This window comes from Nocardia sp. NPDC050413, from assembly GCF_040655475.1.
Lineage (GTDB): Bacteria > Actinomycetota > Actinomycetes > Mycobacteriales > Mycobacteriaceae > Nocardia > Nocardia coubleae.
On the sequence record NZ_JBFAJZ010000007.1, the window covers coordinates 142,173 to 168,407 of the forward strand.

The 26,235-nt window shown below is 67.9% G+C and carries 29 protein-coding genes, 1 pseudogene and 1 riboswitch; of the genes and pseudogenes, 13 read left to right on the forward strand and 17 right to left on the reverse strand.

Annotated elements, in window-relative coordinates:
• Window positions 1–9: 9 nt before the first annotated feature.
• From AB0I19_RS18900 to AB0I19_RS18910, 3 genes are all read right to left on the reverse strand, one after another.
• Entirely contained in the window at window positions 10–708 is a 699-nt protein-coding gene (locus tag AB0I19_RS18900; RefSeq protein ID WP_357150321.1) for a superoxide dismutase family protein, read from the reverse strand.
• A gap of 88 nt (window positions 709–796) precedes the next feature.
• Complete coding sequence (locus AB0I19_RS18905) at window positions 797–1,360, reverse strand: LytR C-terminal domain-containing protein (RefSeq protein ID WP_067484555.1); 564 nt, start codon at window positions 1,358–1,360, stop codon at window positions 797–799.
• A 42-nt stretch (window positions 1,361–1,402) separates the two neighbouring features.
• Window positions 1,403–1,705 (reverse strand): DUF3263 domain-containing protein, encoded by a 303-nt coding sequence (locus AB0I19_RS18910; RefSeq protein ID WP_357150322.1) that lies wholly within the window; start codon window positions 1,703–1,705, stop codon window positions 1,403–1,405.
• Between the two features lie 181 nt (window positions 1,706–1,886).
• Between AB0I19_RS18910 and AB0I19_RS18915 the strand changes: the two genes are divergently transcribed.
• The 8 genes from AB0I19_RS18915 (at window position 1,887) to thiC (ending at window position 11,165) form a co-directional block, all read left to right on the forward strand.
• Complete coding sequence (locus AB0I19_RS18915; protein ID WP_357150323.1) at window positions 1,887–2,474, forward strand: peptide deformylase; 588 nt, start codon at window positions 1,887–1,889, stop codon at window positions 2,472–2,474.
• The gene (locus AB0I19_RS18920) at window positions 2,467–3,420 is read left to right on the forward strand and encodes a GNAT family N-acetyltransferase (protein WP_357150324.1); all 954 of its coding nucleotides are present in this window, start codon (window positions 2,467–2,469) and stop codon (window positions 3,418–3,420) included. Before AB0I19_RS18915 ends, AB0I19_RS18920 begins: the two co-directional genes overlap by 8 nt.
• Window positions 3,421–3,463: 43 nt before the next feature.
• Entirely contained in the window at window positions 3,464–4,279 is an 816-nt protein-coding gene (locus tag AB0I19_RS18925; protein WP_357150325.1) for an exodeoxyribonuclease III, read from the forward strand.
• 57 nt (window positions 4,280–4,336) lie between these two features.
• Complete coding sequence (locus AB0I19_RS18930; RefSeq protein ID WP_357150326.1) at window positions 4,337–5,530, forward strand: homogentisate 1,2-dioxygenase domain-containing protein; 1,194 nt, start codon at window positions 4,337–4,339, stop codon at window positions 5,528–5,530.
• An 8-nt stretch (window positions 5,531–5,538) separates the two neighbouring features.
• A complete protein-coding gene (gene fahA, locus AB0I19_RS18935; protein WP_357150422.1) occupies window positions 5,539–6,717 on the forward strand; it encodes a fumarylacetoacetase in 1,179 nt (392 codons plus the stop codon).
• Window positions 6,718–6,762: 45 nt separating this feature from the next.
• Window positions 6,763–6,963 (forward strand): hypothetical protein, encoded by a 201-nt coding sequence (locus tag AB0I19_RS18940; RefSeq protein ID WP_357150327.1) that lies wholly within the window; start codon window positions 6,763–6,765, stop codon window positions 6,961–6,963.
• Window positions 6,964–7,079: 116 nt separating this feature from the next.
• Entirely contained in the window at window positions 7,080–9,335 is a 2,256-nt protein-coding gene (locus AB0I19_RS18945; RefSeq protein ID WP_357150328.1) for an MMPL family transporter, read from the forward strand.
• A 56-nt stretch (window positions 9,336–9,391) separates the two neighbouring features.
• A riboswitch (TPP riboswitch) is annotated at window positions 9,392–9,518 on the forward strand.
• The gene (thiC, locus tag AB0I19_RS18950; protein ID WP_067485802.1) at window positions 9,513–11,165 is read left to right on the forward strand and encodes a phosphomethylpyrimidine synthase ThiC; all 1,653 of its coding nucleotides are present in this window, start codon (window positions 9,513–9,515) and stop codon (window positions 11,163–11,165) included. (Overlaps the previous riboswitch by 6 nt.)
• A 105-nt stretch (window positions 11,166–11,270) precedes the next feature.
• Here thiC and arfB read toward each other — a convergent pair whose 3' ends face one another.
• From arfB to AB0I19_RS18965, 3 genes are all read right to left on the reverse strand, one after another.
• Window positions 11,271–11,699 (reverse strand): alternative ribosome rescue aminoacyl-tRNA hydrolase ArfB, encoded by a 429-nt coding sequence (gene arfB, locus AB0I19_RS18955; protein WP_357150329.1) that lies wholly within the window; start codon window positions 11,697–11,699, stop codon window positions 11,271–11,273.
• A gap of 222 nt (window positions 11,700–11,921) precedes the next feature.
• The gene (locus AB0I19_RS18960) at window positions 11,922–12,131 is read right to left on the reverse strand and encodes a 4-oxalocrotonate tautomerase family protein (protein WP_357150330.1); all 210 of its coding nucleotides are present in this window, start codon (window positions 12,129–12,131) and stop codon (window positions 11,922–11,924) included.
• Between the two features lie 50 nt (window positions 12,132–12,181).
• On the reverse strand, window positions 12,182–12,940 hold the full coding sequence (locus AB0I19_RS18965; protein WP_357150331.1) for an SDR family oxidoreductase: 759 nt from the start codon (window positions 12,938–12,940) through the stop codon (window positions 12,182–12,184).
• 87 nt (window positions 12,941–13,027) lie between these two features.
• Between AB0I19_RS18965 and AB0I19_RS18970 the strand changes: the two genes are divergently transcribed.
• The 3 genes from AB0I19_RS18970 to AB0I19_RS18980 all read left to right on the forward strand — a co-directional run bounded on the left by AB0I19_RS18970 (window position 13,028) and on the right by AB0I19_RS18980 (window position 15,165).
• Entirely contained in the window at window positions 13,028–13,885 is an 858-nt protein-coding gene (locus tag AB0I19_RS18970; protein ID WP_357150332.1) for a helix-turn-helix domain-containing protein, read from the forward strand.
• A gap of 230 nt (window positions 13,886–14,115) precedes the next feature.
• Entirely contained in the window at window positions 14,116–14,328 is a 213-nt protein-coding gene (locus tag AB0I19_RS18975; protein WP_357150333.1) for a hypothetical protein, read from the forward strand.
• Between the two features lie 42 nt (window positions 14,329–14,370).
• Window positions 14,371–15,165 carry a thioesterase family protein gene (locus tag AB0I19_RS18980; RefSeq protein ID WP_357150334.1) on the forward strand — a complete coding sequence of 265 codons (795 nt, stop codon included), beginning with the start codon at window positions 14,371–14,373 and terminating at the stop codon, window positions 15,163–15,165.
• 144 nt (window positions 15,166–15,309) lie between these two features.
• Here AB0I19_RS18980 and AB0I19_RS18985 read toward each other — a convergent pair whose 3' ends face one another.
• The 10 genes and pseudogenes from AB0I19_RS18985 to AB0I19_RS19030 form a co-directional block, all read right to left on the reverse strand.
• Entirely contained in the window at window positions 15,310–15,927 is a 618-nt protein-coding gene (locus AB0I19_RS18985) for a maleylpyruvate isomerase N-terminal domain-containing protein (protein WP_357150335.1), read from the reverse strand.
• Between the two features lie 28 nt (window positions 15,928–15,955).
• A pseudogene (locus AB0I19_RS18990) lies at window positions 15,956–16,372 on the reverse strand (SRPBCC domain-containing protein); the annotation flags it as partial.
• A 109-nt stretch (window positions 16,373–16,481) separates the two neighbouring features.
• Window positions 16,482–16,811, reverse strand: a complete 330-nt coding sequence (locus AB0I19_RS18995; protein WP_357150336.1) for a helix-turn-helix domain-containing protein — start codon at window positions 16,809–16,811, stop codon at window positions 16,482–16,484.
• Window positions 16,801–17,232 carry an SRPBCC domain-containing protein gene (locus AB0I19_RS19000; RefSeq protein ID WP_357150337.1) on the reverse strand — a complete coding sequence of 144 codons (432 nt, stop codon included), beginning with the start codon at window positions 17,230–17,232 and terminating at the stop codon, window positions 16,801–16,803. Before AB0I19_RS19000 ends, AB0I19_RS18995 begins: the two co-directional genes overlap by 11 nt.
• Window positions 17,233–17,303: 71 nt before the next feature.
• Window positions 17,304–18,821 carry an MFS transporter gene (locus AB0I19_RS19005; RefSeq protein ID WP_357150338.1) on the reverse strand — a complete coding sequence of 506 codons (1,518 nt, stop codon included), beginning with the start codon at window positions 18,819–18,821 and terminating at the stop codon, window positions 17,304–17,306.
• 155 nt (window positions 18,822–18,976) lie between these two features.
• Window positions 18,977–19,972 (reverse strand): ABC transporter substrate-binding protein, encoded by a 996-nt coding sequence (locus AB0I19_RS19010; protein WP_357150339.1) that lies wholly within the window; start codon window positions 19,970–19,972, stop codon window positions 18,977–18,979.
• 31 nt (window positions 19,973–20,003) lie between these two features.
• Window positions 20,004–20,741: an ABC transporter ATP-binding protein gene (locus tag AB0I19_RS19015; protein ID WP_357150340.1), complete on the reverse strand. Its 738-nt coding sequence runs from the start codon at window positions 20,739–20,741 to the stop codon at window positions 20,004–20,006.
• Window positions 20,742–20,859: 118 nt separating this feature from the next.
• Window positions 20,860–21,657 carry an ABC transporter permease gene (locus AB0I19_RS19020; RefSeq protein WP_357150341.1) on the reverse strand — a complete coding sequence of 266 codons (798 nt, stop codon included), beginning with the start codon at window positions 21,655–21,657 and terminating at the stop codon, window positions 20,860–20,862.
• A gap of 57 nt (window positions 21,658–21,714) precedes the next feature.
• A complete protein-coding gene (locus tag AB0I19_RS19025; RefSeq protein WP_067484507.1) occupies window positions 21,715–22,125 on the reverse strand; it encodes a VOC family protein in 411 nt (136 codons plus the stop codon).
• Window positions 22,126–22,182: 57 nt separating this feature from the next.
• Entirely contained in the window at window positions 22,183–22,830 is a 648-nt protein-coding gene (locus AB0I19_RS19030) for a helix-turn-helix domain-containing protein (protein WP_357150342.1), read from the reverse strand.
• 89 nt (window positions 22,831–22,919) lie between these two features.
• On the opposite strand from AB0I19_RS19030, the gene AB0I19_RS19035 reads away from it, so the two are divergent.
• A complete protein-coding gene (locus AB0I19_RS19035) occupies window positions 22,920–24,053 on the forward strand; it encodes an epoxide hydrolase family protein (protein WP_357150343.1) in 1,134 nt (377 codons plus the stop codon).
• A gap of 100 nt (window positions 24,054–24,153) precedes the next feature.
• Here AB0I19_RS19035 and AB0I19_RS19040 read toward each other — a convergent pair whose 3' ends face one another.
• Window positions 24,154–25,302, reverse strand: coding sequence for a GTP-binding protein (locus AB0I19_RS19040; RefSeq protein ID WP_357150344.1), 1,149 nt, complete (start codon window positions 25,300–25,302; stop codon window positions 24,154–24,156).
• A 77-nt stretch (window positions 25,303–25,379) separates the two neighbouring features.
• Here AB0I19_RS19040 and thiD point away from each other — a divergent pair, with 77 nt between their 5' ends.
• Window positions 25,380–26,228 carry a bifunctional hydroxymethylpyrimidine kinase/phosphomethylpyrimidine kinase gene (thiD, locus tag AB0I19_RS19045; RefSeq protein WP_357150345.1) on the forward strand — a complete coding sequence of 283 codons (849 nt, stop codon included), beginning with the start codon at window positions 25,380–25,382 and terminating at the stop codon, window positions 26,226–26,228.
• Window positions 26,229–26,235 lie beyond the last annotated feature (7 nt).

A 26,235-nucleotide genomic window follows, 5' to 3' on the forward strand; every position in this document is an offset into this window, starting at 1 on the left:
CGGGTCTCGCTAACCGACGACGCCGCAGGCCACTCGGGCACCCGCGTCACCGGTGGACAGGGTGGTCTCGTCCGGGCCGGTGCCGCCTTCCCGGGTGTAGCGCGGCGGGATGTTGCCGAAGTTGTCGGCACCCGCGTGCACGATCAGGGCCTTGCCCTTGATGTTGTCGAGGGTGACGCTGTCGGTGCGGGTGACCAGCTTGGCCGAGCCGTCGGCGCCGACCTGCAGGGAGGTGAGGTCGCCGCTGGCCGGGTGCGAGGTTGCGCCGCCGACCTGCAGATGCCCACCGGCCGAGGTGAAGTCGCCCTCGCAGGTGCCGTTCTGGTGGAAGTGCAGGCCGTGGAAGCCGGGGGTCAGGCCGTGCGCCTCGACGGTGACGACCAGGTGGTTGCCCTCGGCGACGATGGTGGCGGTGCCGACACCGGCGCCCGCGCTGTTCTTCAGCTCGGCCTTCAGACCGCCGGTCGAGGCGCCGTGGTCGCCGCCGTGCGCGCCGGGTTCGCCGGAGGCAGAGGGAGCCGGATGGCCGGTGCCGTGGTCCTCGCCACCGCCCGCGGGGGCGGACGCTCCGGTCCACACCGGCGGCGTGGTGCCCTTGACGTCACTCGACTCCTGGCTGTTGGTGCAGGCGGCGAGCCCGAACGCGGCGACCGCGACAACCGGGGTCACAATGCGCCAGGACGGGCGACGAGTGGACGACGTGGCCATCAGGGGACTCCTTATCGGACTGGGGCAGTACCGCTGAAGATGATGCCACAGCGCGAACACGCCCTGCGGCACCGCGTGCCGTGCCGGCTCAGCGTCCTGTCAGGACGACGACGACACCGGGCGTGGCGTCGGCGGTCTTGGGGGCAACGGTTCCGCCGACCTGCGCGGCGATCTCGGCGGCCGCGGCCTCTTCGCCCGGCGCGGTGCCGTAGTACACCGTGGTCGTCGTGAGGTTCGAACCGCTGTAGTTGCCGGTGCTCACATTGGTCCAGCCCGCCGCGCCGAGTTCGCTCGCGGTGCGTGCGGCCAGGCCCGCGACGAGGCTGTTGTTCAGGACGCGGACGGGGATATCCTTGTCGCTCGTCGCCGCGGCCTGCGTGGTGGTCGTGGTCGTGGTCGTCGGCGCGACGGTGGTTGTCGTCGTCGGGGCGGCGGCCGCGCTGGTGGTGGTCGGGGCGGCCGTGGTCGCCGGGGCCTGCGCCACCGCGCTCGAGGTGGTGGTCTCGGTCTGCTCGACCGGATCGGCCGCCTCGGCACCGGAATTCGACAACGACATCGCACCCAGGCCGGCGAAGACGATGGCCAGCGCGATCAACACCATCGCCAGCGCGCGCAGCGGTGGGCCGCCGGGGGTGGGATTCGGGTTGCTCACCCGCGCAACCCTAGTCGCATCGGCCGCGATGTCGCTCGCATCTCAGACCTGGAAACCGAGTCGGCGAGCGGCGCGGGCCTTCTGCCTGCTCGCACGCAACCGGCGCAGTCGCTTGACCAGCATCGGGTCGGCCGCGAGTGCTTCTTCCTTGTCGACGACGGCATTGAGCACCTGGTAGTACCTGGTGGCCGACATCGAGAACAGTTCGCGGATCGCGTCTTCCTTGGCGCCCGCGTACTTCCACCATTTGCGTTCGAAGTCGAGGATGTCGAGTTCACGCCGACTGAGACCGGAGCCATCGCCGGCCGAATCCTGGGGGATGTGCCGAGCCGCTGCGCCGTCCATCTTGCTCCCTCGCCGAGTATCACGAGATGAAAATGACGCTTGCACGTCGCGGATCATTCAACCATGAGCCCACCCGATCCTTCGACCGCTGCCCCGGCGTGTTGACTGCGGGCCAGTAGGAGTGTCGCGGCGCACAGGGGCCGCCGCTCGCGCGGGCGATACTGCGGCGATAATGGCCACCATGGCAATTCTCCCGATCGTGATCGTCGGTGACCCCGTTCTCCACACCGCTACCGCCCCGGTGACGGAGACCCCGGCGGAGCTGGCCGGGCTGATCGCGGACATGTACGAAACGCTCGAGGCCTCCAAGGGTGTCGGCCTCGCGGCCAACCAGGTCGGGGTCGGCAAGCGGCTGTTCGTCTACGACTGCCCCGATTTCGACGCCGAGGGCAACCAGATCCGCCGCAAGGGCACCGTCGTCAACCCGGTGCTCGAGACCTCCGAGATCCCGGAGACCATGCCCGATCCCGACGACGACGAAGAGGGCTGCCTTTCGGTGCCCGGTGAGCAGTTCCCCACCGGCCGTGCCGACTGGGCGCGCGTCACGGGCACCGACGAGCACGGCGAACCGGTCGAGCTCGAGGGCAAAGGTTTCTTCGCGCGCATGCTGCAGCACGAGGTCGGCCACCTCGACGGCTTCCTCTACGTCGACGTGCTGATCGGCCGCAATGCCCGCGCCGCCAAGAAGGCGATCAAGCGAAACGGTTGGGGCAAGCCGGGTTTGAGCTGGGTGCCGGGCACTGTCCCGGACCCCTTCGGCAATGACTGAAATCCCTCTCGGCCGCCGGGTGGTGATGCGGTATCAGCTGCCCGCGGGTTATCCACAACCGCTCACCGATGTGATCGGCGAGCTGGTGTCGATGACGCCGCCCTCGGTGCGCACCGCCGAGGGCGAGGTGGTTTCGGTCGCGCCGGATCGGGTCGTCGCACTGAAGGCGTTGGGGCCGAGGCCGATTCGGACCAAGGAGATCCGGTCGCAGGAGACGGCGGCGGCAGGCGGCTGGCCCGGTGTCGAGCACACGTGGATCGACGGCTGGCTGGTCCGCGCGGGCAACGGGTACACCGGCCGGGCGAATTCGGCCGTGCCTCTTGGCGAATCGGGCGTGCCCGCCACCTTGTCGATCGAGACGATGCACCGGATCGCCGACTGGTACACCGCGCGCGGTCTGCCGCTGCTGCTGCAACTACCCGACCGGCTCGCCCCGGTTCCGCCCGGCTGGAACAGCTGGAGCGAGACCGTGGTGCTCGGCCTGGACATCTCGAACTTCGTACTGCCCCAGGGCCCTTCGATGGTTCGCATCGCCGCGCGACCGGACGAGGGCTGGTTGCGCACCCACCGCTACCGTGGCGAGATACCGCTCGACCCGGCCGTTCGCGAACCCGACCGTGACGTGCTCACCTCCGTCCTCGACGGCACCGTCGGCTTCGCCACCCTCGGTGTGCCCGAAGCCCTCGCCATCGGGCGCGGCGCGGTGACGACGGCGCCGGACGGTCGACGCTGGGTCGGCCTCACCTGCGTCGCCGTGGCCGCCGCGCACCGCCGCAACGGCCTGGCCACCCTGGTCTGCGCCGAGCTGATCCGCTGGGGCGCCGACCAGGGCGCCACCCACGCCTACGTCCAGGTCGAAGTCGGCAACGCCACCGCGCTGGCCCTCTACCGCGAACTCGGCTTCATCGAACACCACAGCTACCGCTACGCCGCACCGCAGGGATAACCCCCGGTAACCTCGGTAAATACCCCCGGAAAGGACCTCGCACGTGCGTCTGGCCACCTGGAATGTGAACTCGATCCGCTCCCGCGTCGACCGGGCAATAGCGTTGCTCGACCGCCACGACATCGACGTGCTCGCGTTGCAGGAAACCAAGTGCCGCGACGATCAGTTCCCGTTCGAGCAGTTCGAGGCGGCCGGGTACGAGGTGGCCCATATCGGGCTCAATCAGTGGAACGGTGTGGCCATCGTGTCGCGGGTCGGGCTCGACGACGTGGAGGTGGCGTTCCCCGATCAGCCCGGTTTCGACAAGAACGCGGGCGACTCGCTGCTCGACTCGCCGGTGGTCGAGTCGCGCGCGATCGGCGCGACCTGCGGTGGGGTGCGGGTGTGGAGCCTCTACGTCCCCAACGGCCGCTCGCTCGGCGACCCGCACTACGCCTACAAACTCGAATGGCTCTCGACGCTGCGCGCCGATGCCGCCCGCTGGCTCACCGAGGACCCCTCGGCCCAGATCGCCCTGGTCGGCGACTGGAATATCGCGCCCACCGACGACGACGTGTGGAATCCGAAGCTCTTCGAGGGCAAGACCCACACTTCCGCACCCGAGCGCGCCGCTTTCCAGGCCATGCTCGACACCGGCTTCCGTGACGTGATGCGCCCGTTCGCGCCCGGCCCCGGCGTCTACACCTACTGGGACTACACCCAGCTGCGTTTCCCCCGCAAGGAAGGCATGCGCATCGACTTCGTCCTGGCCTCGCCCGCGCTGGCGGACCGCACCAAGGACGCCTTCGTCGACCGCGAGGAACGCAAGGGCAAGGGCGCCAGCGACCACGCTCCCGTGATCGTCGAGTTCACCGACTGAGACTTATCCACAGCGGTACCGTGGGGTCAGGAATATCCGACCCGCGGGAGGTTGTGCATGTTCTACCGGTGTGTTGGGGCGGTGCCGCCCAAGCGGCACACGCAGCATCGCGATGAGCGGGGCAACCTCTACTACGAGGAGCTCATGGGCGAGGAGGGGTTCTCCGGCGACTCCTCGCTGCTCTATCACCGGGGCCTGCCACCCGCCATCGTCGACTCGACGGTGTGGGAGCTGGGCGATCAGTCGCTGACACCGAATCATCCACTGCGCCACCGTCATCTGCGCTTGCCCGACCTGTTCCCCGGCGACACACCCGCCGCGACCGATCCGGTGACGGGCCGACGCCTGCTGCTGGCGAATGCCGATGCGCGGATCTCGTATGTGGTCGCCGAGGCGGCGTCGCCGCTGTACCGCAACGCCATCGGCGACGAGCTGGTGTACGTGGAATCCGGTGCGGCGGTGGTGGAGAGCGTGTTCGGCACGGTGCCGGTGCACCAGGGCGACCAGCTGCTCATGCCACGGGCGACGACGCACCGCTGGCTGCCGACGGGTGGAGCACCCTTGCGCGCGTATGTGATCGAGGCGTCGAGTCACATCACCCCGCCCAAGCGGTACCTGTCGAAATTCGGTCAGCTGCTGGAGAACTCACCGTACTGTGAGCGGGATCTGCACGGGCCGACGACACCGTTGCTCGCCGAGGGCACCGATGTGGAGGTGCTGGTCAAGCATCGCGCCGGAGCAGAGGTGATCGGCACCCGGTTGACCTATACCACTCATCCTTTCGATGTGGTCGGCTGGGACGGGTGCCTGTATCCGTTCACTTTCAATATCGCCGATTTCGAGCCGATCACCGGGCGGGTGCATCAGCCGCCGCCGGTGCATCAGGCCTTCGAGGGCGCCAATTTCGTGGTCTGCAATTTCGTGCCGCGCAAGGTGGATTACCACCCGCTCTCGATTCCGGTGCCCTACTACCACTCGAATGTGGACTCCGACGAAATCATGTTCTATTGCGGCGGAAACTACGAGGCGCGCAAGGGTTCCGGGATCGCGCAGGGTTCGGTGTCGGTGCATCCCGGCGGTTACGCGCACGGCCCGCAACCCGGCGCCTACGAGCGCAGTATCGGTGCGGAATTCTTCGACGAGCTGGCGGTGATGGTGGATACCTTCCGGCCGTTGCAGCTCGGTGAAGGCGCGCTGGCCTGCGAGGATCCCGGATACGCGTGGACCTGGTCGGGACGTGGGCCGCGGTGAGCGGGCGGTTGCTTCGCGTCGAGGTGGCGCCGGACTCGCTGTTCGGGCCGGAGAACATACCCTACGGGGTGTTCGCCCCGCCGGGTGAATCCTTCCGGGTCGGTGTGCGTCTCGGCGATATGGTTCTGGATCTCGCCGCACTGCTCGGTGATCCGGTCTTCGCCCGCCCCGATCTCAATGGGTTTCTCGCCGCCGGGCCCGCTCGGTGGGGCGCTGTTCGTGCGCGGTTGCGCGAATTGGCGGACACCGCTTTGCCTGTCGAGGTGGTGCATCCTGTGCGTTCGGTGCGGATGGCATTGCCGGTGACGATCGGCGATTACGTCGACTTCTACGCGAGCATCGACCACGCGACGAATCTGGGCAGGCTGTTCCGGCCCGACAGTGAACCGTTGCTGCCGAATTGGCGTCATCTGCCGGTGGGCTATCACGGGCGGGCGGGCACCGTCGTGGTCTCCGGGACCCCGGTGGTCCGTCCACAGGGGCAACGCCGGACCGATTCGGGTACATCGGAATTCGGCCCGTCAGAGCGGCTCGATATCGAAGCGGAATTGGGGTTCGTGGTCGGCACGGGGTCGACGCTCGGCGTTCCGGTGGGTGTCGACGATTTCGCCGCGCACGTCTTCGGGGTCGCTCTGGTGAACGACTGGTCCGCGCGCGATATCCAGGCCTGGGAGTATCAGCCGCTCGGGCCGTTCCTCGGGAAGTCCTTCGCGACTTCGCTGTCGGCCTGGGTCACGCCGTTGGCCGCGTTGGAACAGGCGCGGGTGCCGCTACCGACCCAGGAACCGGAACCGCTGCCGTACCTGCGTGGGACCGCCGACCACGGGCTCGATATCGACCTGGCGGTGTCGTGGAACGGGCAGGTCGTCAGCCGACCGCCGTACGCGCGGATGTACTGGTCACCGGCGCAGATGCTGGCCCACCTCACCGCCAACGGCGCCTCCGTCCGCCCCGGCGACCTCTACGCCTCCGGCACCATCTCCGGCCCGGAATCGACCCAGCGCGGCTCGTTCATCGAATTGTCTTGGGGCGGAACAGAACCCATCACAATGGGCGAGGAAACCCGCACGTTCCTCGCCGACGGCGACGACGTGACGATCACCGCAACGGCACCGGGCACCGCGGGCAGGCGTATCGGTCTCGGCGAGGTCAGCGGTCGGATCCTGTCGGCGCGCAGCGCCCCCTGAAGTGAGGTCTGCCGCCACTGGACGCTCGGCCGCTAGCTTTCCGACATGAAATCACTTGTCGCCGCAGCCGCGGGAATCGCCGTCGCCGGTCTTGTTCAGGTCTCGATGGCCGCGCCGGCCGCCGCTGAGATCTGCACCGCACCGAGTCCCCACCTCTGCCCGCCGAAGTCCGGCTCGGCCGACGCCCTCGACACGCTGCTCTTCGCACTGCCCGTCTGGCTCGGCAGCGCGGGTACGAACCCGTAGCCTCCACCCAGGGGCGGAGATCATAATGGGCATCCTTCCACCCTGAGGTGGTATCGGTCGGAATTCTTGCCACGATACGGTGACGACTCGATACTTCGAACTAAAGGGTGCCGAGGATGTTGACGAGAATCGCCCGTATCGCTGTCGGCAGACCGCGACTGATTGTCGCGGTCGCGCTGCTGCTGATGATCCTGTGCGGCGCGATCGGCGCCACCGTGCACTCGAACATGAAATCGGGCGGATTCGTCACCGAGGATCTCGATTCGGTGCGGGCCAGTCAGTATCTGAGCGATCACTTCCCCGGTAGCGAACCGAACTACGTCCTGCTGGTCACCGACCCGGTGTCGGTCGACTCCCCCGACGCCCGCGCCGCCGCCGATGCCGCCGTGGCCGCGCTGCGCACCTATCCCGAGGTCAGCGGGGTGCAGTCGTACTGGACCTCGCGTCCCGACCTGAAGCAGGCGCTGCGCAGCAAGGACGGCAACCGCGCGCTCATCCTCGCCAGTATCGAGGGCGACGACGCCGAACTGCCGGACCGGGCGGGCAAGATCACCAAGGCATTGGCGGACAACGAGGGGCCGGTGACCATCGAGGCGGGTGGTCTGGCCGCCACGTTCTCCGACATCAACACCCAGATCAGCAAGGACCTGATCCTGGCCGAGGCCATCGCCATCCCCATCACGGGCCTGTTGCTGGCGCTGGTGTTCGGCAGTCTCGTCGCGGCCGCGTTGCCGGTGGTCATCGGCCTGTTCGCGATCGCAGCGGCGCTCGGCATTCTGCGGGTGCTCACCGCCGTCACCGATGTGTCGATCTTCGCGCTGAACATGACCACCGCCCTCGGTCTGGCGCTGGCCATCGACTACAGCCTGTTCATCGTGAGCCGCTACCGCGAGGAACTCACCGGCGGATCTACACCCACCGAGGCTGTTATCCGGTCGATCCGCACGGCCGGGCGGACGGTGGTGTATTCCGCGCTGGTGGTCGCGCTGTCGCTGTCGGCGCTGCTGGTGTTCCCGCAGTACTTCTTCAAATCCTTCGCCTACGCCGGTATCGCGGTTGTCGCCGCCGCCACGGCCGCCGCCGTCATCGTGCTGCCCGCGCTGCTCATGCTTGTCGGCCACCGCATCGACGCCGGTGACCTGCGCACACCGCTGCGCAAACTGTTCCGGCTGGCGCCGCGCGAGGAGAAGCAGCCGCGGCAGACCTTCTGGTACCGCCTGGTCACCGCCGTGATGAAGCGGCCGCTGCCGATCGCGCTGGCCACCACCGCGTTCCTGCTGCTGCTCGGATCACCGTTCCTGGGCGTGCAGTTCGGCTACCCAGACGACCGCTCGCTGCCCACCGACGTCGCCAGCCGTGAAGTCGGCGACGTACTGCGCACCGAATTCGATGCCGACATGGCGTCGAGCGCGACCATCGTGCTGCGCGAATTCCGGGGCGGCCCGGCCGAGCTGGACGCGTACGCACGCGAGCTGTCCAAGGTGCCCGACGTACCGGCGGTGCTGAGCAGCGCGGCCGTGTACCGCAACGGCCTGCGGGTGGCGGCGGGTGTGCCGGAGATGTCGGACCCGTCGGCGGGTGCGTACCTGTCGGTCGCTACCCGGCTCGACCCCTACTCCGACGCGGGCCGCGACCAACTCGACACGATCCGCGCCGTGCCCGCGCCCACCGACGCGCTCGTCACCGGTCCCGCCGCGCTGAACCAGGATTCCGTGGAAGCCATCACCGGCAAGCTGCCGCTGGCCGGTGCGCTGATCGCGATCACCACGCTGGTGCTGTTGTTCCTGTTCACCGGCAGTGTCGTGCTCCCGGTGAAGGCACTCGCGCTCAACATCCTGTCGCTGGCTGCCACCTTCGGCGCGATGGTGTGGATCTTCCAGGACGGGCACCTGTCCGGGCTGCTCGGTTTCCAGGCCACCGGCACCCTGAACCTGGCCATGCCGATCCTCATGTTCAGCCTGGCCTTCGGCGCGTCCATGGACTACGAGGTGTTCCTGCTCTCCCGCATCCGCGAGGAATGGCTGGCCGGTCCCAAGACCACCGAGGGCAACACCGAGGCGGTCGCGATGGGGGTGGCCCGCACCGGGCGCATCTTCACCGCCGCCGCGCTGCTGATGAGCATCGTGTTCCTCGGCGTCGCCACCTCCGGTGTGTCGATGATGAAGCTGTTCGGGCTCGGCTGCGCGCTCGCCGTCATCAGCGACGCGACGGTCATCCGCGGCCTGCTCGCACCGGCCCTCATGCGAATGATGGGCACCTGGAACTGGTGGGCGCCCAAGCCACTCGCGAAGCTGCACAACAGGTTCGGTTTACACGAGGCCGACGACGACCTCCCGGCCGCGCATCCGACACTCGAGAAGACCTCCGCATAACCCCGATCGCCGGGCGGGTCGCACCGCCCGGCGGGTATCGTCGGCGGCGGAGAATTCCACATCAACACGGGGGCTCGCACCAGCGGGCTGAGAGGACGGCTAGCCCTTTTTCCGGGCGATCAGGGCCGTCGACCGTATGAACCTGACCGGGTAATGCCGGCGTAGGGAGGACTGTTCATGGGCACAGCCACGTCGTCGAACGGCAACACCGCCGGAGTCGACACCGTCACCACCGGACCCATCCAGGGCAGCGTCAAACACTACAAAGAGGTCGACGGCCTGCGCATTCCCGTGCGCCGGATCAACCTCACCAACGGAGACCACTTCGACGTCTACGACACCTCGGGGCCCTACACCGACGACAACGCGGTGATCGACCTCGAGGCCGGTCTGCCGAAGCTGCGCGACGAATGGACCAAGCCGCAGATCGACGGCCCACCCACCCAGCTGCACTGGGCTCGCCAGGGCGTCGTCACCGACGAGATGCGCTTCATCGCCGCCCGCGAGGGCGTCTCGGCCGAACTCGTGCGCGAGGAGGTCGCCGCCGGGCGCGCGGTGATCCCGGCCAACCACAACCACCCCGAACTCGAGCCGACCATCATCGGCAAGAAGTTCCTGGTGAAGATCAACGCCAATATCGGCAACTCGGCGGTGTCGTCGTCGATCGCCGAGGAGGTGGAGAAGATGGTGTGGGCCTCGCGGTGGGGCGCCGACACCATCATGGACCTGTCGACCGGCAAGAACATCCACGAGACCCGCGAGTGGATCCTGCGCAATTCGCCGGTCCCGATCGGCACGGTGCCGATCTACCAGGCGCTGGAGAAGGTGAACGGTGATCCGACCAAGCTCACCTGGGAGTTGTACCGCGACACCGTGATCGAGCAGTGCGAGCAGGGTGTGGACTACATGACCGTGCACGCCGGGGTGCTGCTGCGCTACATCCCGCTCACGGCCAAGCGCGTCACCGGCATCGTCTCGCGCGGCGGATCCATCATGGCCGCTTGGTGTTTGGCGCATCATCAGGAATCGTTCCTGTACACGCACTTCCGGGAGCTCTGCGAGATCCTCGCGAAGTACGACGTCACCTTCTCCCTCGGTGACGGCCTGCGCCCCGGCTCCATCGCCGACGCCAACGACGAGGCCCAGTTCGCCGAACTGCGCACCCTAGGCGAACTCACCAAGATCGCGAAATCCTATGGCGTGCAGGTGATGATCGAGGGCCCCGGCCACGTGCCGATGCACAAGATCGTCGAGAACGTCCGCCTCGAAGAAGAACTCTGCGAAGAGGCCCCGTTCTACACCCTCGGCCCGCTGGCCACCGATATCGCGCCCGCCTACGACCACATCACCTCGGCCATCGGCGCCGCGATCATCGCCCAGGCGGGCACCGCCATGCTCTGCTACGTGACCCCCAAGGAGCACCTGGGTCTGCCCAACCGCGACGACGTGAAAGTCGGCGTGATCACCTACAAGATCGCTGCCCACGCCGCCGACCTCGCCAAGGGCCACCCCCACGCCCAGGACCGCGACAACGAATTGTCCAAGGCCCGTTTCGAATTCCGCTGGCACGACCAGTTCGCGCTCTCCCTCGACCCGGACACCGCCCGCGAATACCACGACGAAACCCTGCCCGCCGAACCCGCCAAGACCGCCCACTTCTGCTCCATGTGCGGCCCGAAGTTCTGCTCCATGCGCATCTCCGCCGACGTCCGCGAATACGCCGAAAAACAAGGCCTCACCGACGTCGCCGCCATCGAAGCGGGCATGGCCGAGAAGTCGGCCGAGTTCGCCGACCACGGCAACCAGGTCTACCTCCCGGTCGTCTCCTGACCCCGTCAACGCCCGCCCCACAATCGGGGCGGGCGTTGTCGTCGGACGATCTCCGATCAGAGCTGGTCGAACCCCGCGTCGCTGCTCACCACTTCGACACACGGCCTAGTCGTCGGGAAACGCGCGGCGGTTTCGCTTGGTGATGCCGCGCCGCTTCTTCGCGGCGATGCGACGTTCTTTCGCGCCGCGCGACGGCTTGGTGGGGCGGCGGGCGGGTGGCGGGGCGGCAGCGGCGGCACGCAGTAACGAGGTCAGGCGTTCGCGGGCGGCTGCGCGGTTCTGCACCTGTGCGCGGTGCTCCGAAGCGGCGATCGTGAGCACCCCGTCGACCAGGCGGGTGGCCAGGCGATCGAGCATCCGGGTGCGCAGCCACTCCGGCACGGAAGGCGAGTTGGCGAGGTCGAACGACAGCTCGACCCGGCTGTCGGTTGTGTTGACGTGCTGCCCGCCCGGGCCGGACGAGCGTGAGAACCGCTCGCGCAACTCGGATGCGGGTATCACCAGTGTCCGAGTCACGGTCAGGTCTTCCGCCATGATCCGATGCCGTCTTTCCGATTCGCGAGTCGACTATCCCAAGTAGCCGAATGGTGACCTTGTCGTTCACGATAACGACGACCTTGTATGCGCGCGTTTCGGGTGTGCCTGTGCTGCGTTTCTCCCTCTCGGGCTCGGCGCGGCCGCTGCTGCGCACTGTCCGTTCCGGACCGGAGGTGCGCACCGGCAGATCCGCGTCGACAGCGCTTCCGTACGAATGAATCAGGTGTTGCCGTTGAGCATTTCGGCGGTCAGCACATTGCCGCCGACTCCCCAGCCGCCGTCGACGATCTCGTCGACGAGGACGACGGTGGTCGCGCGAGCGCGTTCACCGTAGATCTCGACATACAGCTCGGTGGTGCGTTCCACGATCTTCCGCTTGTCCTCGTTGTCGATAGTTCCAGCGGGAACCTTGAAGTTGGCGAACGGCATAACGATCTCCTCAGGTGGTGTGATATTCGGCGATGGCGGCGGTCTCGGCGTCAGATCATGCCGCCGTTGGCGCGCACGATCTGGCCGTTGATCCAGTGCCCCTCGGGACTGGTGAGGAAGGCGACCACGCGGGCGATGTCCTCCGGTGTGCCCAGGCGTTCGAGCGGCGGATTCTCGGCCAGCGCTGTGATCTGTTCCTCGGTCTTCCCGTCCAGGAACATCGCGGTGGCGGTCGGGCCGGGAGCCACGGTGTTGACGGTGATGTCGCGGCCACGCAGTTCCCTGGCCAGGATCAGCGTGACCGCTTCTACGGCGCCTTTGCTGGCGGCATAGGCGCCGTAGGTGGGGAACTGGGCACCGACCACGGAGGTCGACAAGCTCACGAACGAGCCGCCGCCGCGCAGCCGCCGCGCGGCTTGCTGGGCAACGACGAAGGTGCCGCGGATGTTGACGCGGTGGATCGCGTCGAGAACATTCAGATCGAGGTCGGCGATGGTGGACAGGGCGAGGCGACCCGCGGAGTTGACGACGACGTCGACGCCGCCGAATTCGGCCTCGGCGCGGTCGAACAGTGCCGAGACGGCGTCTTCGTCGGCGACGTCGGCCCGGACCGCGATGGCGGTGCCACCCGTCGCGGAGATGGTCGCCACGGCGTCCTCGGCCGCGGCGGCGTTGTCCGTGTAGTTGACGACGACGGTGCTGCCACGGGCCGCGAGCTCGAGCGAGATCGCCAGCCCGATGCCGCGGGAACCTCCGGTGACGACAGCAACCTGTGCGGCCTTTCCCGATGCGGTGTCGGTGGATGTCATGTTCTCAACTATCGTCGGCTCGGGCGGCGGGTACGAGGGGACGTCATCCCCTGTGTCGCGGGCCCGGCATACCGCAGACTGGATGTCATGAGCGTCGCGAAGTATGCCGAGCTGGGTGCGTTCCTGCGGTCACGGCGCGAGCGCATCCGGCCCGAAGAGGTCGGATTCGTGTCCGGGCCACGACGGCGCGTGCGCGGACTCCGTCGCGACGAGGTGGCCCAACTCGCCGGAGCTTCGGTGGACTACTACAACGAGCTCGAGCGCGGGGCCGGGTCGCAGCCGTCGGAACAGATGCTGGCGGCGCTGGCGCGCGCGTTGCGGCTGACCGCAGACGAACGTGACCACATCTATCACCTCGCCGACCGTCCGGTGCCGCGCGCCGGCACCGCGAGTTCGCACGTCCATCCGGGAATGGTCGACCTGCTCACCCGGCTGGTCGCGACGCCCGCCCAGGTGATCACCGACCTGCACGTCACGCTGGTGCAGAATGCTCTGGCCGTCGCGCTGCTCGGCGACCAAACCGGCCGACAGGGCATGGGGGCGAGCTTTGTGTACCGATGGTTCACCGATCCCGTATCCCGGCGGCTCTATCCCGACAGCGACCACGAGACCCAGTCCCGCGCGTTCGTCGCCGATCTGCGGGCCGCCGCGGGCCGTCGCTCCGCCGCGGATTCCGAGGCGGCTTCGCTCATCTCCGAGCTGCTGAGCTGCTCGGCCGAGTTCGCGGCGATATGGACGGCTCACGAGGTGGCATTCCGTCGAAACGACCGCAAACGTATCAATCACCCGGCGCTCGGCCTGATCGAAGTCAACTGCCTCAATCTGTTCAGCGAAGACGGCCGGCAACGGCTGCTCTGGTTCACCCCAGCCGTCGGCACCGACAGCGCGACCAAGCTGGACCTGCTCACCGTGGTCGGCACACAGGAATTCACCGACCTCCGGTGACCCGTGCAGGGGCCCTAGGTCAGGGGCGGCGGACGGGGCGACGTTACGCAGGGGTACCGAGCGGCGGGTGCTCGAGCACGCGGGGGGCCCAGCCAGCGCGCCCTGGACCGATTCATAAGCACCGCGCATTATGTCCCCAAGCTGGGGTTCGCTCACGCTCATCCCTCCTGACGGCCACCCCCTGGGTTTCGGGGGCTTTCCCTATTCCAGGCGATCACTAGGGTTCTGGCATGTCTGTTCGCACGAAACGTGTCTTCGCCGGGGCCCTCGCGGCCGCCGCCCTGTCTCTCGTCGCACCGCTCGGTACCGCTCAGGCGGCCTCGCCGCTGTCGATCGCCGATTCCGGGTCGTCCTCCATCGGTTGCACGTCGACCGATATCAACCCCTGCCCCATTCGTCCGCTGCTCGACCTGCTCACCCTGGTGACCAGCGGCTCCGCCTAACGGCGCACCATCCCCGCTACGGCCTGCGGTAGCGTCGGCGATATGGCCGATGCGTTCTATCTCCCCGACCCGACGGACCCGAATCGCTTCGAGTCGACCGAGCTCACCCGCGGCCCCTGGTCGCCGGATGCGCAGCACGCGGGGCCGCCGTCGGCGCTGTTGGGCCATGTCATCGAGCGGTGTGAGCCGCGTGACGGGTTTCAGGTGGGGCGGGTGGCGGTGGAGATTCTCGGGCCGGTGCCGTTGGCGCCGTTGATGGTGCGGGCCGAGGTGGTGCGGTCGGGGCGCAGTGTTGAGCTGATCGAGGCGACGTTGTCGGCGGAGCGGGGGCCGGTGATGCGGGCGGTGGCCTGGCGGTTGAAGTTGTCGGAGCCGCCGCTGGATCTGCCGCCGAAGTTTTTGCCGAGCGGCACGAGGCCGCTGCCTGCCGACGCGCAGCCGGGGACATTCCCGTCGAATCAGAGGGTCGGGTTTCACACCGGGATCGAATACCGGTTCAGTACAGGGTCATTCGCAGCTCCGGGCCCTGCGGTCTGCTGGATCAGGTTGAAGTATCCGATCGTCGCGGGCACGACCCCGAGTCCGCTGGAACGCGCCCTGGCTGCCGCTGATTCGGGCAATGGGGTGAGCGCGGTGCTCGACTGGTCGAAGTATCTGTTCATCAACACCGACCTCACCGTCACCCTGCATCGTCAGCCGGTCGGCGAGTGGGTGTGCCTGGATGCGGTGACCCACCCGCAACCGCACGGCATCGGCCTCGCGGAATCGGCGCTGTTCGACGAGACGGGCCCGATCGGTCGCAGCACCCAGACCCTGTTGATCGCACCACGCGGATAGGACACTTTCGGCAGCGCGCAGCCGCTTTGGCCCACGCGTTGACATTCGCTGCGGACATCCGGTCGCATCCGGTGCCGACCCACCCCGCACGCCGCGACGTGCCCACATCACGCCGCTCGCTGCGGACGTGCCGCAAGGGCTTCGTCAGACCACGGAAAAGCCCTGGGGCAGCGTCGTTCTGCCGGTCAATGCCGACAGCACCGGTACCCCGTCGCCGAGGTGGACCGCGGTTCGCGCCGCCAGCACAATGGCCTCGGTGAGCACCTCCTCGGGTAGCTCGCAGCTCAGGCCGGTCACGGCGGCGATGTCGAGACTGTGTACGGCCAGCTCGAAGGTCCGGGTGGGCAGGTAGGTGTAGAGCCGCATGCCGAGCCCACCGATGACGGTGATCAACCGATCCTCGGCACCGGTGACAGCGGCGGTCGCGGCGGCGGCCAGGGCGTCGATCGCCGCGGCGGGGTCGTCGCCGAGTTCGGCCGCCGCGTCGCGTCCGCGCCGCACGATCGCCTCGCTACCCGCCCGCGCCGCATAGGCTTTCGCCATGGCGTAGTACTCCTGCGGGCTCGCCACGTCCTCGACCTCGGCGGGCTGCTCGAGATAGGCGGTGACGGTGGTGAGCGAGCGGGAGGTGTGACCGACCAGCGATCGCAGATCCCACTCACCCAATCCCGGCCCCGCCCAGCTGTCGGCGGGGATCTTCCGGACAAGGGCGGCGAAGCTCGCCGCCGCGCTCACAAAGGTTTCGGCCGGATGCTCGTGCACAGCATCGAACGTACCGGCCACACGGTGATCAGCGCAGGGCGTCGAGGTCTACCAGTTCGGCGTTCCCGTGCTTGATCAGTTCCGATTCGCCGGTGCTCGTGCGACGGAACGGGTCACCCTTTCCGGTGGTGAGCAGGCCGTGGAGGCTGGTGGTGATGTACGCGCCCCAGGCATTCGCGCACACCTCGTAGCATTCGACCTCCGGCGCCAAACCCACATGCGTGAAACGGATTTCGGTGCCGGCGGGGGTTACGGTGATGTCGAAGACGACGTCGGTGTCCTCCCATTCGGCGGTGTCGGAGATGAAGGCGAGGTGGGAGTCGGTGACGTGCCAGACCAGTCGCTTGCCGGGGATCGACTCGGTGGTGGTCATGGTGCAGCGGTGTATGCCGGGCACCTCGAAACGGTAGCTGTCGCCGACCGTTCCGGAGGTGCCCTCGACGGTCTCCGACCACCACGACTACACGTCGTTGATGGCGGCGAAGGCTTCCGCCGGGGTCTTGGGCACGGTGATCGTCGCGGTGAAGTCGCTCATGGCTTTTCCTATGTTCGGCTCAGCCGTCGAGGTGGCGGCGGAGCGCGGCGAGTGGACCGTCCCAGTCACGGGACAGGGCGGCCAGGAACTGCTGGGCCACCCGCATGGGGGCGGAATCGAGGCGGTAGCGCACGCGACGCCGTTCACCGGGTTCCGCGATCACCAAGCCCGCGTCCGCAAGCAGGGCAAGGTGTTTGGCGATCGCCTGCCGGGTGATGGGCAGGTGATCGGCGAGGTCGGTCGCGGTGGCCGGACCGTCGGCGGCCAGCGCGGCGAGGACCGCGCGACGGCTCGGATCGGCCAGCGCGACGAAGACCCGTTCGGCGGTCGCCTCGGTCTCAGGCCGCATCGAGGTACTCGACGAGCTCACCCAGCTCGCTCTTCCAGCCACCGATATTGCCCTCGAAGGCCTCCTTGTGCGCGGCCTCCGGCAGCTGTGCGAAGCCGGATTCGACCACGGTGAGCCGGGTACCCGCGCCGGTCGGTTCGAGCCGGAATTCGACGTAGGTGCGGCGCGGGTCGTCGTCGGGCAGCCCGTTGATGGGCCAGGTGTAGCCGAAGACGGTCGGCTCCTCGACCCGTTCCACGCGCATGTCGGCGGCGAAGCCTTCATTCCAGGTCATCCGCATGTCGCCGCCCGGGCGCAGGTCGATCTCGGCGGTATTGCCGAACCAGCTCGCGAGCCCTTCGGCGGTGGTGATCGCCGCCCACACCTTGGCGGGCGGGTGGGCGAGTTCTACGGTTCGCACGATCTGATCGGGAAATCCCATGGCGCTTCCTCCTATGTCGCAACCGATTGGTTGCCACTAACAGTATGGCAACCAATCGGTTGCGTCAAGGATCAGTGTCCACCGCTCACGCGAAAGCCCTTCGGCACCAGCCAGACGGCACCGACAGTCACCACGGCGACGACGGCGGCCGACAGATACGACGTGGTGGTGAGGGCGGAATCGAAGGCGTGGGTGGCGGCGCCGAGCAACTCGGTGCGTGCGGGTTCCGGCAGGTCCGAGGCGACTTCGGCGGCACCGCCCACCGAACCGCTCGCCTGCTCCACGCGGTCGGGCGGAACGGGCAGATGGGTCATGTGCTCGGTGAAGAGCCTGGCGTGCAGGCTGCCGAGCAGCGCCACCCCGAAACCGACACCGACCTCGTAGTTGGTCTCCTCGACCGCACCCGCCTGCCCTGCCCGGTCGGCGGGAACGGCACCGACGAGCACGGCGGCGGCCGCGGTGACGGCCATCCCGTCGCCGAGCCCGAAGGAGACGAGCACCAGCGCCACCACCGGATACGACGTCGGTTCCGGGCTCACCGCGAGCAGCAGGAAGCCGAGCGCGACCGCACCCAAGCCGACACCGAGCACCACGCGCACCCCGAATTTCTCCATCAGCATCGGCGTGAGCAGCGACGCCGTGAGCAGGGTGAGGGCGGCGGGCAACATCCGGATACCCGCCTGCGACGGGCTGTAGCCGTGCACGTACTGCAACCACAGCGAGATCAGGAACATGGCGGCGCCGATGGCCATCATGGCGAGCAGGGTCGCCACGGCGGCCGCGGTGAACGCGCCGTTGCGGAACAGGCGCACGTCCAGCAGCGGATCGGCCGACCGGAGCTGGCGGCGGGTGAACCAGGCCAGCGCGCCCACACCGATCAGCAGCATCGCCCAATCCACCAGTGTCGCTTCGCCTTTGGCCAGATGCTTGATGCCCCACGCCAGGCAGACGATGCCTGCCACGGACAGCACCGCCGAGAACCAATCGAGCCGACCCGCCTGCGGGGTCCGGTACTCCGGCAGCACCCACAAGCCGACGACCACCGTCACCAGCACCACCGGCACGTTCAGCCAGAACGCCGACGACCAGCCGAAATGCTCGACAAGGAAACCGCCCACGATCGGACCGACCGTCGCACCCACCCCGGCGACGGCCGCCCAGATCCCGATGGCCGTGTTGCGCTCGCGCACGTCGGTGAAGATGTTGCGGATCAGCGACAACGTCGAGGGCATCACCATCGCGCCACCGATACCGAGCAGCACCCGCCCGACGATCAGTTGCGCCGCGCTGCCCGCGGTGGCCGCGATCACCGAAGCGACACCGAACAGCAGAAACCCGCTGATGAACAACAACTTCCGCCCCCACCGGTCCCCCAGCGCACCGGTGGTGATGAGCAACCCGCCGAGCACGAGGCCGTAGATATCGATGATCCACAACTGCTCGAGCGGCCCGACGTGCAGATCATCGATCAACGACGGCAACGCCACATTGAGAATCGTGGCATCCATCGCCACCAGCAACAGGCTGGCGCACAGCACCCCGAGCATCACCCAGCGCACCGACCCGTAGGTCTTCGTCTGCTCGTCCACCTGTCACCATCCTGGTCGTGATCGGTTTCCGTGGCGCTCGACCGCCCAGGTCAACGTAACCGCTCGGCGCCGGTTCCCCGGGGAAGCGCCACACCAGGTGAACGCGAAAACGGCGCCTGCGACCCGGCGGATCGCAGGCGCCGTCAGGGACCGTCTCAGGACTTGTCGAACCTGGTGTCGACGTAGGAGCCGAAGTCGACCTTGCCGGGGATGGCCTTGGCCTCGGTGAAGGCGTCGGCGATCTCCTGTTCGGAGGCGATCACCTGGTCGGTGAGCTGGATCGGTTGCTTGATCGAGCGGGTCCAGGTGGTGCGGGAGGCGTCGACGCTGATCTGGGTGAGTTCGGCGTACTTCGCCGACCAGGTGTCGAGGTTGTCCGAGGACCACTTGGTCGCGGCGGCGTAGCGCTGGAAGAAGTCGGCGAGCGCGGCCGACTTGCCCGGGTCGGCGAGGGTCTTGTTGCCCGCGGCCCAGAAGTTGTAGCCGTTGGCGGCCTGGTCGGCGGTGGCGATGGACTTGGCGCCGATCTCCTTCTCGGCGATGGCGGTGTAGGGGTCCCAGGTGGCCCAGGCGTCGACATCGCCCCTGGTGAGGGCCGTGTAACCGTCACCGGGCGAGAGGTAGACCGGTTCGACATCGCTCAGCGACAAGCCCGCCTTCTTCAGTTGCAGCAGCAGGTTGGCGTTGGCCGAACTGCCCTTGTAGACGGCGACCTTCTTGCCCTTCAGCGCCGCGACCGAAGCGATCGGCGAATCCTTACCGACCAGGATCGCATCGCCCTTGCCGGTGGCCGACAGCGCGCCGACGATCTTGATATCGGCATCGGCGGCCGCACCGAAGATGACCGGAGTGTTGCCGGTCTGGGCGATATCGATGCCGCCCGCGCTGGCCGCCTCGACCAGCGGCAGACCTGCGGTGAAGGTGGAGAATTCGATCTTGTAGGGCAGGTTTTCCAGCTGCCCCGACGCCTTCAGCAGCACCTCGATCGAGATCGCCTTCTGATCACCGACTTTCAGCGTCACCGTGCTCAGGTCGACCGGCCCCGAAGGAGCCGCCTCGGTCGCCGCGTCGTCACCGCAGGCGCTCGACGAGAGCGCGGCGACGACGGCGAGGGCGAGTCCGGCCAGACGGGACTTCGGAGTGCGTTTCACGGGAACAACTTTCGTGCGATGGATGGGTGGGTCAGTGGGTGACGCCGAGCAGCGCGAGCAGCCGCGTCGCGTACTCGGCGACCTCCGGTGCCGCGGCGGTGCGCGGTCGTGGGAGGTCGATGGGGACGTCGGCGGCGATGTGGCCGTCGTCGAGGACGAGCACGCGGTCGGCGAGGGTGATCGCCTCCAGCACATCGTGGGTCACCAGCAGCACGCCGAAGGCGCGCTCTGCGTGCAGGCCGAGCAGCAGATCGTGCATGGTGAGCCGGGTGAGGGCGTCGAGTGCGCCGAACGGCTCGTCGAGCAGCAGCAGGGTCGGTTCGGCCACCAAAGCCCTTGCCAACGCGGCACGTTGGGCTTCCCCGCCGGAGAGCGTGAGTGGCCATGCGTCGGCGCGTGCAGCCAGACCGACCTCGGCGAGGACCTCACGCGCGGCGTGTTCGTCGGCCCGGCGGTTTCGCGGTGCCGGTCTGCCGAGCGCGACATTGCGGACCACCGGCTGCCACGGGATCAGCCGGGGTTCCTGGAAGACGATCGTCGGCCGCCCCTCGACGAGAACCTCACCGGTACTTGCCGAATCGAGGCCACCGAGAACCCGCAGCAGGGTGGATTTGCCCGAGCCACTGCGTCCGACGAGGGCGACGATCTCACCCGCACCGATCTCGAGATCGATGCCGTCCAGGACGGTGCACTCACCGAAACTCTTTCCCAGCGCGGTTATTCGCGCTGCGACGGCTGTGCGCGGGGCGATGATGGTAGCAACGGTCATCGAGTGGGCCTCGCAATCGAACGGCGGACGATGGTCGGTCGGAGCATGGGGCACCTCGAGGCGGCTGTGGCGGATGGTGACGCATGTTGCGGACCACGTGGCGCGGTGGGCGCGCACATCACCGCACTCCCGGCCGCCACCGCAGCGCACGGCGCTCGGCCATTCGCACCAGAGAGTCGGTCAACAGGCCGAGCAGGCTGTAGACCACCAGCCCGAACACCACGATGTCGGTGCGCAGGAATTCGCGGGCATTGTTGACGACGAAGCCGAGGCCCGCGCTCGCATTGATCTGCTCGGCGACGATGAGCGAAAGCCAAGCGATGCCGAGACTTTGGCGCGCACCGACCAGGATCTGCGGCAGCGCACCCGGCAGCACAAGCAGCCGCAACCGCTCACCGAGACCGAGACGAAGGGCGGTCCCGAGCTCGAGCAGCTTCGGGTCGAGCTGGCGGATGCCGGAGTAGGTGTTGAGGTACAGCGGGAAGAACACGCCGAGCGCGATCAGATAGACCTTCGGTTCCTCGCCGATACCGAACCAGATGATGAACAGCGGGATCAGGCCGAACAGCGGGATGGTGCGGATCATCTGCAGCGGCGGGTCGAGTGCGTACTCACCGATCTTGCTTAGCCCGGCCAGCACACCGAACGCCAGCGCGAGCACCGCGCCGAGCGCGAAACCGTAGAGTGCGCGCTGACCCGATACCAGCAGCGCGTCGCCGAGCTGGCCGGACCGATAGATCTCGAGACCCGCCTCGAACACCGCCGAGGGGGCGGGCAGTTTCTTGGCCGGAATCCAGCCGCTGGTGCTGCCGATCTGCCACAGCAACAGCAGTGCCAGCGGGGAGACCGCGCGCAGCAGGCCGGGTCGGCGATACAGCGGCCGGTCCACGGGTGCGGTGCGCGATGCAGACAACATGGATGCATGGTGCCCCGCCCCTGCCGCGCCACGACAGGGTTGCGATCAGCTCGAGGATTACCCCGCGCGGCTGGAAATCTGCTGCACACCCCACCCGTTGCCGTCGGGATCGCTGAAGAACACGAAGCCGACATTGTCGAGTGGATGCGGTGTGGGCGACGGATTCACGCCGAGCACCTGCACGTCGGTGACCTCGACGCCGCGGGCCACGAGTTCGGCGCGCGCCTGCTCGATGTCAGGGACCACCAGCTGCAAGCCCTTCAACGAACCCGGCGGCATCTGTGGAACCGCGCCCTTGCCGATCACGATCGAACAGCCGGAGCCGGGCGGGGTGAGCTGGACGATGCGCACCTCGTCGGAGATCACCGTGTCGTGGTCGACGTTGAATCCGAGCTTGTTCGCGTAGAAATCCTTGGCCCGGTCGATATCCGACACGGGAACGACCACTACTTCCAGAGTCCAGTTCACGACGCACCTTCCACGGTTGGTCTGCCGACTCGCAACGCCGCTCAGTGTGCCACCAGCTCAGGCTTTCCGCTCCCAACGCCAAGCGAATTCCCCCGGCGCGGGTGGTGGACCGGGCAGGTCGCCCTCGGCGCGCAGGCCGTCGATCAGCAGGGCGAGGACGCGGCGGCGCAGTTCGGCGGTGCGCACCTGGTCGGGCATGGTGATCGCGGCGCACGCCTCGAGGATCAGGCCGACGTCCAGGGCGCTCACGTCGGTACGCAGCCGGCCGGTGGCATGGGCGCGGCGGACCAGTTCCTCGGTGACCTCACCGGAATGCAGCACGTCGGGCAGCATCGCGTCGTCGGGGGTGAAGGTGCCTGCCAGCCGCACCGTGAGCGAATGCACGTCGGCGTCGACCACCCGCTCGAGGAAACCGACGAATCCGCGCCAGCCGTCGGAATCCTCCAGTGCGGCATCGGCTTCCGCGTTGTAGCGCCGTAACCCTTCGTGGCACAGCGTGCGTAGCAGCACCTCCTTGCTCGGATAGCGGCGGTAGAGGGCGCTGATGCCGACGCCCGCGCGTTCGGCGACCGCGGCGATCGGCGCGGCCGGGTCGTCGAGGAACACCGCCCGTGCGGCCTCGAGGATCAGTCCGTCATTGCGTGCGGCCTGCGCCTTGCGACCGGGCAAGCGGGGCTGAGCTGGGGTTTCGTTCTGCTTCGGCATGAATATCAGCCTACCACTTGAAACGGAATGATCCGTTCTGTTACGGTTGGAACAGAACGAAGCATTCCGTTTCAACAAGAGGATCCGACATGACCGTCACGCCCTTCCGCATCGATGTCCCCCAGGCCCGGCTCGACGACCTCGCCGCCCGGCTGCGCAACGCGCTCTACCCGGACGAGCTGCCCGGCGTCGGCGATGCCTACGGCGTTCCCGGCGATCGGGTCCGCGCCCTGGCGAAGTACTGGCTCGAGGAATTCGACTGGCGTGCTCTGGAATCCGAGCTGAACGCCTACCCGCAGTTCACCACCGAGATCGACGGCGAGAACATCCACTTCCTGCACATCCGTTCCTCGCGCGCCGATGCGACGCCGGTGATCCTCACCCACGGCTGGCCGGGCTCGATCCTGGAATACGTGGATGTGATCGCACCGCTCACCGAGCCGGAATCCGCCGAGGATCCGGCCTTCCACCTGGTCATCCCGTCGCTGCCGGGGTTCGGGTTCTCCGGGCCCACCCGCAGCACCGGCTGGAACCGCTACCGCACCGCCCGCGCCTGGGCCGAGCTGATGGCCCGCCTGGGTTACGAGCGCTACGGCGCCATCGGTAACGACGGCGGTTCGATGGTCTCCCCCGAGATCGGACGGATCGCGCCGGAGCAGGTGATCGGCGTGCACGTCACCCAGCTGTTCTCCTTCCCGTCCGGCGACCCGGCCGAATTCGAGGGCATGTCGGAGGCGGATATGGCCGCGCTGCAACACCTGCAGTGGTTCCACGAGAACAAGATGGCGTTCAACACCCTGCACAGCCAACAGCCGCAGACCCTGGCCTACGCGCTGGCCGATTCACCGATCGGCCTGCTCGGCTGGAACGCGCAGCTGTTCGGTGAGTCGATCGACGCGCGGTTCGTGATCGCGAATGTGGCGCTGTACTGGCTCACCGGCACCTCGGGTTCGTCGCTGCGCTTCTACTACGAGGACGCGCATGCCGCCGAGCACCCGAGCACCCCGACCACCGTGCCGACCGGACTGGCCATGTTCGCCGGCGACTTCCAGTCCATCCGGCGCTTCGCCGAACGCGACCACAGCAACATCGTCAGCTGGAATTCCTACGACGTGCGCACCGGCGCGGGCGGGGCCAATGATGCCGCCGGGCACTACGCCGCGCACGAGGCACCCCAGGTGCTGGTGGGCGATATCCGGCAGTTCTTCGCCGGCCTGTCCTGAGTCCCGGTGCCCCGGCCCACGCTCCCCTCATCGGTGCGTGGGCCGAAGCCCATTCGAATCATGCACCAGCGCACCGACATGTGCGTAACGAAGTCGACGATCAGTGGTGTTCGTGCAGGTCGCCCCAGGCGGGGAACGGGTCGTCGTAGGTCGCCCAGACGGACGCGCCCGCGGCGAATTCCACGTCGGTGAGCAGGGCGGCGGTCAATTCGCGCCGCACCGCCGCCGCGTCGAGCCGCACGCCGATGAACACGATCTCCTGTCCGGCGGGCACCTCTAGCGCCGACCACCACGCGCCCGGCTCGAAGGTGAGATTGGGTCCGGCCTGCGACCAGATCGCGGCCAGCTCGGGGCGGCTGGCGATCCAGCAGAAACCTTTGCTGCGGAGCATGCCGCGCAGGGTGGTCAGCGCGTCGGCCAGGCGTTGCGGATGGAAGGGGCGGTCGGCGGTGAAGGTGAGACTGCTGATGCCGTATTCCTCGGTCTCGGGTGTGTGCCCGCCCGCCAATTCCTCTGCCCAGCCGTCTGTTTCGGCGGCGACCACCGGGTTGTAGCGACCCGTGGACAGCACCTCACCCAGGTCGACGACGCCCTTCTCGGTGCGCAGGATGTGGGCACGCGGATTGAGCCTGCGCACGGTGGCCTCGACCGTCGCGGCGGCATTCGCGCTGACGAGGTCGGTCTTGTTCACCAGCAGTACGTCGGCGAACTCCACCTGATCCACGAGCAGGTCGGCGATGGTCCGCGAATCACCCTCGCCCGCTTCGAGTTCGCGCTCGGCCAGGGCTTGGCCGCGCACCAGTTCGGCGAGGAAGGTCGAGGCGTCGACGACGGTGACCATGGTGTCGAGGCGGGCCACATCGCCGAGGCGGAATCCGTCCTCGAATTCCCAGTCGAAGGTGGCGGCCACCGGCATCGGCTCGGAGATGCCGGTCGACTCGATCACCAACTGGTCGAAGCGGCCCTCGCGGGCGAGCCGGGCGACGGCTTCGATCAGGTCCTCGCGCAGCGTGCAGCAGATGCAGCCGTTGGTGAGTTCGACGAGTTTCTCCTCGGTGCGATCGAGGTGACCCTGACCCGCCACGAGCGCGGCGTCGATGTTCACCTCGCTCATGTCGTTGACGATCACCGCGACCCGGCGGCCTTCGCGGTTGGCGAGGATGTGATTGAGCAGGGTGGTCTTGCCCGCGCCGAGGAAGCCGGACAGGACGGTGACGGGCAGGCGGGCGGACGAATCGGTAGTGGTCACTAGTTAATGATAATGGTTTTCAATTGCTGTAACCGGTTGGGTCCAGGAAATCGGACAGGCGGTCGTAGGGTTGGGGCGTGAAGATGTTGCCGCTCGCCCCCGATGGCCAAACTCCTGTTCGCGCGCTCACCATCGCGGGCACCGACTCCGGTGGCGGCGCGGGCATCCAGGCCGACTCGCGGACCATGGCCATGTGCGGGGTGCACGCCTGCGTCGCCGTCGCGGCGGTGACGGTGCAGAACACGGTGGGCGTCAGCGGTTTTCACGAGATCCCGCCGCAGATCGTGGCCGATCAGGTGCGGGTGGTCGTGCGCGATATCGGGATCGGCGCCGCCAAGACCGGGATGCTCGCGTCCACCGCCATCATCGAATCGGTGGCGGCGGTGTGCCGGGAGGTCGGGATCGGACGCCAGGGAACGGTGCCGCTGGTCGTCGATCCGGTCGCGGCGTCGATGCACGGCGACCCACTGCTGCACGCCTCGGCGCTCGACGCCGTGCGCACCACACTCATCCCGCTCGCCACCGTCGTCACGCCGAATCTCGACGAGGTGCGCCTCATCACCGGCATCGAGGTGGTCGACGACCCGACCGCCCGCAAGGCCGCCGAAGCCCTGCACGCCCTCGGCGCGCAGTGGGCCATCGTGAAGGGCGGACACCTGCGCACATCGGAGACCAGCACGGACCTGCTCTTCGACGGCGACACCTTCCAGGAATTCAGCGCACCGCGCATCGCCACCGGCAACGATCACGGCGGCGGCGACACCTTGGCGGCGGCCATCGCGAGCGCGCTCGCCCACGGGTACTCGGTGCCCGAAGCGGTGGCCTTCGCCAAGGATTGGACCTATCGGTGCCTGGCCGCGTCCTACGACCTTGGCGCTGGTCACGGGCCTGTGTCGCCGTTATGGAGACTCCGCACAGATCGCTAGCGTGGCA